This is a genomic window from Maribacter sp. ACAM166, assembly GCF_005771495.1.
In the GTDB taxonomy this organism is placed as follows: domain Bacteria; phylum Bacteroidota; class Bacteroidia; order Flavobacteriales; family Flavobacteriaceae; genus Maribacter.
This window is the reverse complement of the sequence record NZ_VAUW01000037.1, coordinates 34,721-44,027: the sequence shown is the minus strand read 5'-3', so window position 1 is coordinate 44,027 and position 9,307 is coordinate 34,721. Positions and strand designations below refer to the sequence as shown.

At 36.7% G+C, this 9,307-nt stretch carries 11 protein-coding genes and 1 pseudogene; 9 read left to right on the top strand and 3 right to left on the bottom strand.

The genetic code is table 11. The annotated features are described in order from the left end of the window. Positions 1-160, bottom strand: a pseudogene (locus tag ES765_RS17840) (IS1595 family transposase); the annotation flags it as partial. A 619-nt stretch (positions 161-779) separates the two neighbouring features. Between ES765_RS17840 and ES765_RS17835 the strand changes: the two are divergent. The 7 genes from ES765_RS17835 to ES765_RS17800 all read left to right on the top strand — a co-directional run bounded on the left by ES765_RS17835 (position 780) and on the right by ES765_RS17800 (position 6,317). Then, complete coding sequence (locus ES765_RS17835) at positions 780-1,124, top strand: cupin domain-containing protein (RefSeq protein ID WP_138115706.1); 345 nt, start codon at positions 780-782, stop codon at positions 1,122-1,124. A gap of 111 nt (positions 1,125-1,235) precedes the next feature. Beyond that, positions 1,236-2,099: a diguanylate cyclase gene (locus tag ES765_RS17830; RefSeq protein WP_138115705.1), complete on the top strand. Its 864-nt coding sequence runs from the start codon at positions 1,236-1,238 to the stop codon at positions 2,097-2,099. Beyond that, positions 2,096-2,500 (top strand): group III truncated hemoglobin, encoded by a 405-nt coding sequence (locus ES765_RS17825; RefSeq protein ID WP_138115704.1) that lies wholly within the window; start codon positions 2,096-2,098, stop codon positions 2,498-2,500. Before ES765_RS17830 ends, ES765_RS17825 begins: the two co-directional genes overlap by 4 nt. An 827-nt stretch (positions 2,501-3,327) precedes the next feature. Further along, a complete protein-coding gene (locus tag ES765_RS22435; protein ID WP_249356564.1) occupies positions 3,328-3,609 on the top strand; it encodes a hypothetical protein in 282 nt (93 codons plus the stop codon). A gap of 90 nt (positions 3,610-3,699) precedes the next feature. Then, positions 3,700-4,560 carry a phytanoyl-CoA dioxygenase family protein gene (locus tag ES765_RS17810; RefSeq protein ID WP_138115703.1) on the top strand — a complete coding sequence of 287 codons (861 nt, stop codon included), beginning with the start codon at positions 3,700-3,702 and terminating at the stop codon, positions 4,558-4,560. Positions 4,561-4,613: 53 nt separating this feature from the next. After that, positions 4,614-5,201, top strand: coding sequence for a hypothetical protein (locus tag ES765_RS17805; protein WP_138115702.1), 588 nt, complete (start codon positions 4,614-4,616; stop codon positions 5,199-5,201). A 453-nt stretch (positions 5,202-5,654) separates the two neighbouring features. Next, the gene (locus ES765_RS17800; protein WP_138115701.1) at positions 5,655-6,317 is read left to right on the top strand and encodes a hypothetical protein; all 663 of its coding nucleotides are present in this window, start codon (positions 5,655-5,657) and stop codon (positions 6,315-6,317) included. A gap of 9 nt (positions 6,318-6,326) precedes the next feature. On the opposite strand, the gene gldC is transcribed toward ES765_RS17800, so the two are convergent. Both gldC and gldB read right to left on the bottom strand, forming a co-directional pair. Then, positions 6,327-6,662 (bottom strand): gliding motility protein GldC, encoded by a 336-nt coding sequence (gene gldC / locus ES765_RS17795; RefSeq protein WP_138115700.1) that lies wholly within the window; start codon positions 6,660-6,662, stop codon positions 6,327-6,329. Beyond that, on the bottom strand, positions 6,663-7,640 hold the full coding sequence (gene gldB / locus ES765_RS17790) for a gliding motility lipoprotein GldB (RefSeq protein WP_138115699.1): 978 nt from the start codon (positions 7,638-7,640) through the stop codon (positions 6,663-6,665). It lies immediately after the preceding gene. A gap of 70 nt (positions 7,641-7,710) precedes the next feature. Between gldB and nadE the strand changes: the two genes are divergently transcribed. Continuing rightward, positions 7,711-8,499, top strand: coding sequence for an NAD(+) synthase (gene nadE, locus ES765_RS17785; protein ID WP_138115698.1), 789 nt, complete (start codon positions 7,711-7,713; stop codon positions 8,497-8,499). A 167-nt stretch (positions 8,500-8,666) separates the two neighbouring features. Next, a complete protein-coding gene (locus ES765_RS17780) occupies positions 8,667-9,296 on the top strand; it encodes a response regulator transcription factor (RefSeq protein ID WP_138115697.1) in 630 nt (209 codons plus the stop codon). Positions 9,297-9,307: the final 11 nt, after the last annotated feature.

The following is a 9,307-nucleotide window of genomic DNA, read 5'->3' as shown; positions in this document are numbered from 1 at the left end:
GATACTTGTACCCAGATTTCTCACATCCTTTTGTGTGACCACATTTCATATATTTAAAACCATCGTGCCATTTTATTTTCGCTAAATATGCCTTACAGGCATCATCATTTGGCAATTCTTTTACAAAGCTCAATATATTCTGTCCTTCAAATACTTTCATAAACGTTGTTTCTATTGACAACAAGATACAGAACTTAAATGACTAACTCAAAAAATTGATATTGAATGATCTGAAAATCAGGTACTTGAAGACCATATTGCTGAAGAAAAAATTGACCAAATTAATCGATTTCTAATTGAATATCATCATCGAGTTAATGGTGTAAAATCATGTTTTTTTGACTTTATCAAATACTTTGAGGATAATAACTATGAATATAACATTAAAACTGATTTTACACGAATAGGAGACTTTCAAGATGTTGTTCTTGATATCTACAAAGATAAAAATATAGCTAACAATATCTTTAGCGAATAGCTATTCTGCACGATGCTATGACCCCATACATTGAAACTTAGCCTTTATTTAAAAAAACATAACTAATCAAAAAACAATTGGAATTATTGGTAGTTTAGGCTTCATAGGTAGTCATTCTACAAATAAATTTTAGTAAGGCGGTCAAAGCACTTTCTAAAGTTAAAAAAAGTAACAGTAGGTATGCTACCGATGCTGTGGCAGATGAATAGTATCAAATAGGCGCACAAGCTATAGGGTGCCTCATATGAAAAGTATCATTGTAGGGTAAATTGCTTTATCTTACCATTACCAAAACAAACGTATGAACATCACCTCTTTTACAAAACACTTAGATTTTAATGAAGGTAAAATCATCACTAAAGTGCTATTGGAAACCTCATTTTCAAAAGAAATACGCATTCTATTAAAACAGGGGCAAGTCATGAAAGAACATAAAGCGCCTTTTCCTATTATTGTGCATTTAATACAGGGGGAAATCGATTTTGGTGTTCAAGGTGGCGTTCATGGGCTAAAGCAAGGAGATATCCTTACCTTAGACAGCAATATACCTCATGATTTAACCGCAAAAGAAGACAGTATTGTACGATTGACCCTTTCAAAACTGGACACCGCTGAGCGCGTAGAAAACGTTGTTACCAATTCATAAACAAACACGATAGCCCAAATAGCTACAGTCATTAATGCGTAGTCTATGTGGTACGTTACCCAAGATTCAAACGAACCGAAAAAATAAGCAAACACACTAAATGCACGAAGTATGAAGAAGGAAAAGGAAGAATACCTCCTGTTAAAAAGAGAGTTGGAATTCCAAAAAGTAGAAATTGAAACCCTACGGGCAGAACTTTTACTTTCAAAAGAAGAAAATACAGTTGAAAATAATAAAAAGAAACAACGGGTAGATGAATTGATTGTAACAAAAAAAGAACTTGCCCTTCAAAATGCGGAAAAACGAAAACGTGCCGAAGCGCTAATCGTTGCAAACGACGAACTGGATTTTCAGAAAGATGAAAAACAAAAACGTGCCCATGAATTATTGAGTGCTAACAATGAACTGGCCGTTCAATACCATAAAAAACAAAAACGTGCCCACGAGTTATTGAGCACCAAGAAAGAACTTTTGCTTCATAAAAAAAAGAACAAAAAATGGATTGATGAGCTCCTCATTACAAACCAAGAACTTGCCCTAAAACAGCATCAGAAGCAAGACCAAGATGACGAGTTAGTGATTTTACACAAAGAACTTGCCTTGCAATATGATGAAAAAAGAATATTAGCATCTGAACTAACCATGGCCTACGCTGACCTCATAAAAACCGAGGAATCATTACGAAAGCATATCGAAGGATTGGAGTATATGATATTTATGATTTCCCATAGGGTAAGGCAACCTATCGCACAGATTTTGGGCATCTCTAACCTGCTGGACGAATCCATAGATTATTCAACGGACGAATTGAAAAAGATTGTTGGGTTTTTAAAACCTTCGGCAATTAACTTGGATAATCTCACCAAGGAATTCACCGACCTTATGAATAAAATTTCAACACAGAAAACAGGGTATGGTCCCACCCAAATAGTTGACCCTACACCTACCCAGCACATCCCTAAAAATAGGAAATGAAGAATATCACATCTAGAGAAGATATCAGCGTACTAGTACACACCTTTTACGGTAAAATACGGCAAGATTCGTTGCTAGGCCCAATTTTCAATGGTCATATCACAGACGAGCAATGGCCTGCACACCTCAGTAAGCTTACTGATTTTTGGGAATCTAACCTTTTTGGTCTTCGCACCTTTAGAGGGAGTCCTTCTGCCAAACACGTCAATGTTGATAAGAACCTTAATCACACCATAGAACAGACCCATTTTGCGAAATGGCTACAACTTTGGTTTGAAACAATTGACGAACTATACGAAGGTGAATTGGCAACCAAAGCAAAGGATATGGCCCGCAGAATGTCTACAGGACAATATATTCACATCTGGCAGAACCGCCCAGAGGAATATAAGAAAGGATAGCCGCTACCTAAGCACGAACGAAAAGAGGCTATTAAACAATGCAAAATACAATACCTAATCACCAAAGTCGCACTGCTACTCACGGTAGTACTTATCAGTTTGTGTTCCAAGAACATAAGAATTTCATCCCTTTTTCTGCAGACAGCATGATAATATGAATTGCAGAATTAGAAATCGACACCGCCACCTTGATACATACTTGGCTCTCTTAAAAGAAGCGTCAGAAGCTTCGGTACGGTTAGAACTTGGCTTGGGTAATTTGCATTTACCCAATGTTTGAAAAAGAACAGCCTACTTAGATAAAATTAGTAGAAATATATGCGGATAAAGAGGCGTATGAATCGCACCTTCAACCCCACATTTTATAAAATATAAACAAATAGGACTACCATGGTCAACTCATTAAATAAGATAGAAATGAAGGTTATTCATTCATTAAACATGCCCGAACTATTTCAAAAATTGAGTTTTAATTAAAAGAAATCCCCTAAAAAAGTACTGTGAATAATCTCGCCCTATCTATTTTTTTGATTATGAAAGTAAAGAGATTCAAAACCTAATTGCAGAGATTAAGAAGCCCTCTCTTTCTAAAAAACAAATAAAAAAACAGCTTTATTTAAATGTTCGTGATTCATCGAGGTATAGTTTCTAAAAAGAGACGTACAGGGCTAGTTAAATTACAAATAGAATATAAGGCTATTGTATTTATTTCCTGCCTACGAGCTATTGGCATCTCTGCAATAATTCACTTGGCTAAAGTCAAAAATCAGATCGGTGCAGAACTCCTGATTGAATAATTCGAGACCAACGAACTTACCAATCATGGAATGGTAGATGCCTACATCAACACTACATGGTTAAAACTTTCTCCTGCCTTCAATACTTCAATGTGTACCATGTTCACCATTGCGCCTTTAGATTTTTACGGAGAAAATGATTCCGTTTTTCAGGAATACAACAAAAAAGGGAACCTGTTCATGGAATATCTTGAAGATTATGGCTGTTTTGAAGATGTGCCTATTGAATTTATGGTAAAAATGAACGAGAACATTACACTCCTATTTTTGATGCCGTTCCAAACCAAACGGAGTTCGAATTATAGGTTTTAGTAACTATCAATTGCTAAATACTATATAAACCTTGCTTGGCACTGCCCAAATTCCGTACCTTGAGTATCGGCAATTTAAAATCAAATTAGTATGGAACGCATCACCAATCCAGATTCTGGCAGTCAACGCAGAATGGGTAATAATTATGTCATTTCTCAAAAAGAAATTGAGCAGTTTCATGAACTCGGTTACATTGTACTTAATGATGTGTTGACAGAAAAAGAGATGCAGTTTCTAGACCCTTGGTTCGACCATTTTGTAACAGGCGAGGAAGCTGAGGCCATGAAAAAAGACTTTTGTGATATGTCACAACCCTATGGCACCCCTATGGAAGAGTTTCAATTGGTAAACGCAATGTTGCCCGGCACCTACCGTAAAGAATTAGCGAATAATATCTACCATGAAATCACCCAACATATTGCCAACCAGTTATACCAAGTGGGTACATCGGCCATGGATTATGAGCAGTTTTTAGCTAAAAAACCAAGTAAAAAAGGAGCTGAATTCGCCATGCACCAAGATTTAGGCTATTGGCCTAAAACTAAAAACACCTGGACCGCCACATTCTCTCTCGCCCTCACAGATTCTGACCTTATCAACGGCTGTTTACAGGTACTACCGGGAACCAACACAGAGCCCGAACTACGTAAACATTTTCCAAAATCATATGGCAGCACTAAAAAGGATGCCGGAGTATCTAGAGATGAAAGTCACACATTGGTCATTGAAGAACGCCCAGATGATAAGATTGTGTACCTGCCCGTTAAAAGAGGCAGTATCACGATACATGACGAACGTATTGTACATGGCTCTGCAGGGAACGAATCTAAAGAATGGCGTAAAACTTATGTTGCCGCTTATAGAGATGTCGAAACCATTGCAAAAGAACGTGCTATTGGCTTTACCCATTCCCATAATGATATAGTGGATTGGGATCGTATTATTAAGTAAATGATTTGTTTATTCAATACGTTCAATACACACACATTTAAATTCTATATTCCTTGAAAAAATACCTCTTGTTTTTATGCTGTCTACTCTGTACTATCTTCCTTTTCAGTCAAGAACCCATGGAATGGAATCCATATTACAAATTACAACTAAGTGACTACCAATCGCCAGAATCAGAAATTAGACAAGAGCTTACCTCCTATTCCATTTATTCGGGCTCTAAAATTGATTTTAGTTTTAACATGAGCGCGGTGTCTTTTATGTTCACTAAGAATTTCAACAGTAAAATTAAGGCAGTTTTTCAGAAAAACTTGGCGGTATTGATTGCGCCAGACACGCTTACCGCAAACCAATTGGTTCGATTTGGACGCTATGATTTTGATTTGGTCGAACTATACTCCAGAAAAATACGAAAGAAGATTTATAATGAAAAAGGTGCCTTTACCGATGCTAAATTTTTTCAACCTATTTTCAATGCGCTTCAGGAAGAGATGAATACAGTGAGTGCCCAAGTTTTTAAGGCCACAGATATTGGCAAAAACTCGGTACTATTGCAACAGGAACATGATAAGGTGTTGCAACAAATAAATGCCTTGTCCGATTTTTGTGCGAACTGTAAACCTTCTAAGTCAAGAGAGTAGGCACTACTAATACTTGCTGTCAGAGCTGTGTTTTTTACATTTTGATTCGCAACTTCCAGTAACTTTACGAGGTGGTCGCTGAGCCTACCAAGAAGGAAAGTATCAAGAACCTTACATGTTCCAATCCTGTTCTCGATACATTTTCTTGTAGAAAACACTCGAACTGACAATCCTTACCTACCAGACAAAACACCTATTCTTCAATTATTTCATTGAAAAATATAGTGTACTTCGGCAAAGCTCAGCAGAACAATCGAGAACCTTGCATGTTCCAATCCTGTTCTCAATACATTTTCTTGCAGAAAACACTCGAACTAATAATTCGTTCATCATCTAATCTGGTTCGCAATTTCTAAGTACCAATTCAGTTACCAAAATATACAATTGGGTCATTTTGATTTCTAAGACCTACAGCAAATTAACATCTTTGGGGCAACACAAAACCAACCGACCATGGAAAATACGATTAAAATATTCATCTACATACATGCCTTTTTTGGCGGTGTTGGGCTTATCACCGGCATCGGCAGTATCGTAGTAAAAAAAGGCAATTTAAACCATAAACGATTAGGTAAATGGTTTTCATGGTCGATGATCATAAGCTCGGCCATATCTTTAGTGGTAGCGAGAATGCCCAACCATATCAACACCTTTTTATTTTTAATTGGTATTTTCACTATTTATATGGTGTTGGCAGGCAATAGGGCATTGACCTTTAAATCGGTCAAAAAAACAGAAGCGAACCTTATTGATAAGCTAGTTTCGGGTACAATGGCGATAAGCGCCTTGCTCATGATCGGGTTTGGAGTCAACGGACTATTACATTCCCAATCCCAAAGTATCCTGTTCTTATTTTTTGGGCTTTTCGGCATATTCTTGCCGTACGGCGACTATAAATTGTTTACCAAAACTTTGAAAAACAGAAAACTATGGCTCATTAACCACTTGAGTAGAATGCTAGGAGCCTTAATCGCCTCGATAACTGCGTTCTTAGTCGCGGGTATGAAATACGACAATCTATTAGCATGGATGATTCCAACTGTATTAGGAACAGTCTATATCATCTACTGGATTAAAAAAGTAAAAGGAAAAATCAAGCCGAGAACAGCTCAATAAAAAACGAACTTATTTCTTCAAATCCATTTTCTCTGCAAAATAATCACAGAAATCTTTCATTGTAGCGGTCATTTTATCATCTTGTGTGGCCTTTAAAAAAGATTCAGATAAAGAAACCAATGTTTGATGAAAAAAGGTTTTCATTTCATCAACAGGCATATCCTTGGTCCAAAGGTCAATTTTTAATGATTCTTGGTTCTTACTGTCCCACACGGATAACAACATCGCTTTTGCCTCCTCATTGTCGATACCTCCATCTTGAGCAGACCAGTTCAACGTTTCAGGAATTCTATTTTCATCCAATCCTACGCGCAATGTAATTTCTGATGTATGTAAATCTGCCATTTAATTTCTAGGTTTGTAATTTGATTTCTTAAATATTTCTTCCGCAGGCATGGTCAATACCTGTTTTAGGGTCACGGTATTATTTTTCATAAACGACCGAACAATTTGCCAACCCACATATCTGCCCAATCTACCTGGTGATTCATTGTCAAGCTCCAATCCGAATTTTGAAAAAGGTGCGGGCTCCAAGAATCTTTGATTCAATTTATTATCCGTGCTATATAAATATTCGTTTTCAATGAAATTACGCCATATCGGTTCTTCATTCGCAATAGCCCAATCCATATCCACTTTGGAAAATCCGATTCTTTTACGGGCCTCTACATTCGGCATCAATTTGTCTTTTACATACAATTCTTTGCCAAAATAAATCATTCGTGCTAAAAACGTTCTGTCTCTTGGGCGTGGCACCACTTGCTTGGCAAAGGCACTTGCCACATCACTAACCAAATAATTACGATCTAGAGTTTGTGCTATATAGCGTTGAAAACCGCCGTAATATTTATGTTCAGAACCCAAGTAATTGTCAAGACTTACAAATAGCAAGCTATCGGTTAGAATAATTCTGTTGTTATAATCCACATCATTGGTTACGGTAATGATATTTGGTGCCGTATATTCTGGGAAATAATAGGCAACATGTTTGAACAGTTGTATTAACCCTTCTTCCTCAACTTCAAAACTACGGAAGGCATTCCCCACTTCTTGAAATAATTCAATTTGAAGTGAATCTTCCATTTTAGCAATCCAAACACTATCGGGCGCCGGAAAAAGATAAGGATACACCTTACGCAGAGCCGGTAAGCCTTCTTCCCCTGCCGATGCAAATTCACGATCAAAACGCGAAATTCTTAGGTCAATCGGTATAGCGGCTATTTCCTCTTCTACCTTTTCACTAGTATTACAGCTAAAAAATATCAAGAAAACTGATAATAGTATAAAAATAGGTTTGACCCTGCTAAGTATTTTACAATACATTTTATTATTCACGGTGTTCAACTTATTTTTAAGGCAAAGTTAATTTATTTAAATAAATAATCGGAGCGGTATGCAAACTGAAAAGGTAATTGACCACATTGTTGATTGGTTAAAGGATTATGCCACGAATGCCAAACAAAAAGGTTTTGTCATTGGTATATCGGGTGGTATTGACTCTGCGGTCACTTCTACCCTATGTGCAAAAGCAGGATTAGACCTATTATGCTTAGAAATGCCAATTCACCAGGCACCCAATCAATCTGATCGTGCATCAAGACATATTGAATGGTTACAGAATAATTTCAAGAACGTTACTAGACGTCAAATAAACCTAACTCCTGTATTTGATAACCTTGTAGCTGCATTCCCAACGGTAGAAAAGGAAGAAGAGCGTTTTATGTCTTTGGCGAATACCAGAGCTAGACTTCGCATGACCAGCCTGTATTATTTTGCAGCGCTAGAACGTTACCTCGTTGCTGGCACCGGTAATAAAGTAGAGGATTTTGGTGTTGGTTTTTATACTAAATATGGTGATGGAGGTGTAGACCTAAGTCCCATAGCAGATTTGATGAAAACCGAAGTATATGAAATCGCAATACAATTAGGCATCAATGATGAAGTTATAAAGGCAGCGCCTACCGACGGACTTTGGGGTGATGACAGAACCGATGAAGACCAAATTGGCGCATCATACCCTGAGTTGGAATGGGCCATGAATTTGAAAGATGAAGGTTGTGTTATAGGGGATTTCGAGGGAAGACAAAAAGAGGTGTTTTCCATCTTCGTAAAGCTAAACACAATGAACCAACATAAGATGTTACCGATACCTGTTTGTGAAATTCCCAAAGACCTTAAATAACAACTCAACTAATAATCAGGCAATTAAGTCGAAAACAAATTGAAAAATAATTCAATAGCTTAAAAAAGTGCATTTTTGATTTCTAATTTAAAATTTTAAGTCTTACATTGCATGTGGTCTTTTTAGACAATGGTAGGTTTTTAAAATCTATAAAAATCCAACGTTCTATGATTAAAGTTTTAATAGCTGATAACCACCCTATAATAAGATTGGGAGTTAGAAAGGTTCTAGAATCTGTAGAGGGTTTTGAACTGATAGATGAGGTGGCTACCACCGAAGAACTTTTCGAAAAACTTAAAGACACAACGCCCGATGTTGTGATGCTAGAAATGGATATTCCAGAAATAAACGGAATAGCAGCATTACGAAAAATAAAAAAAGAATACGCAGACGTTAAAGTACTCATGTACAGTGGTCAATCTGAAGATGTATATGCTTTAAGTGCCATTAGAGCTGGTGCATTCGGTTATTTATCCAAATCATCAGGACTAGAATATGTTACAGCGGCCGTAACTAAAGTAAGTGAAGGGAGCATGTTCATTACCAATGAATTGGCACAACGTCTTGCTTTTGATGAAGGAACGAAGAAACCAAGAAGATTCTTTAGAAAATTGTCTACTAGAGAAATAGAAGTATTAAAGCTTTTAGCTAGTGGCAAACGAAATAAGGAAGTTGCTATAGGGTTAAATCTTAACGAAAAAACGGTAAGTACTTATAAAGCACGTTTAATGAAAAAATTGAATGTTGATAATATGGTAGATTTATTACAACAAGCTAAAGCGCTTGAATTATACTAAATTGTTACAAC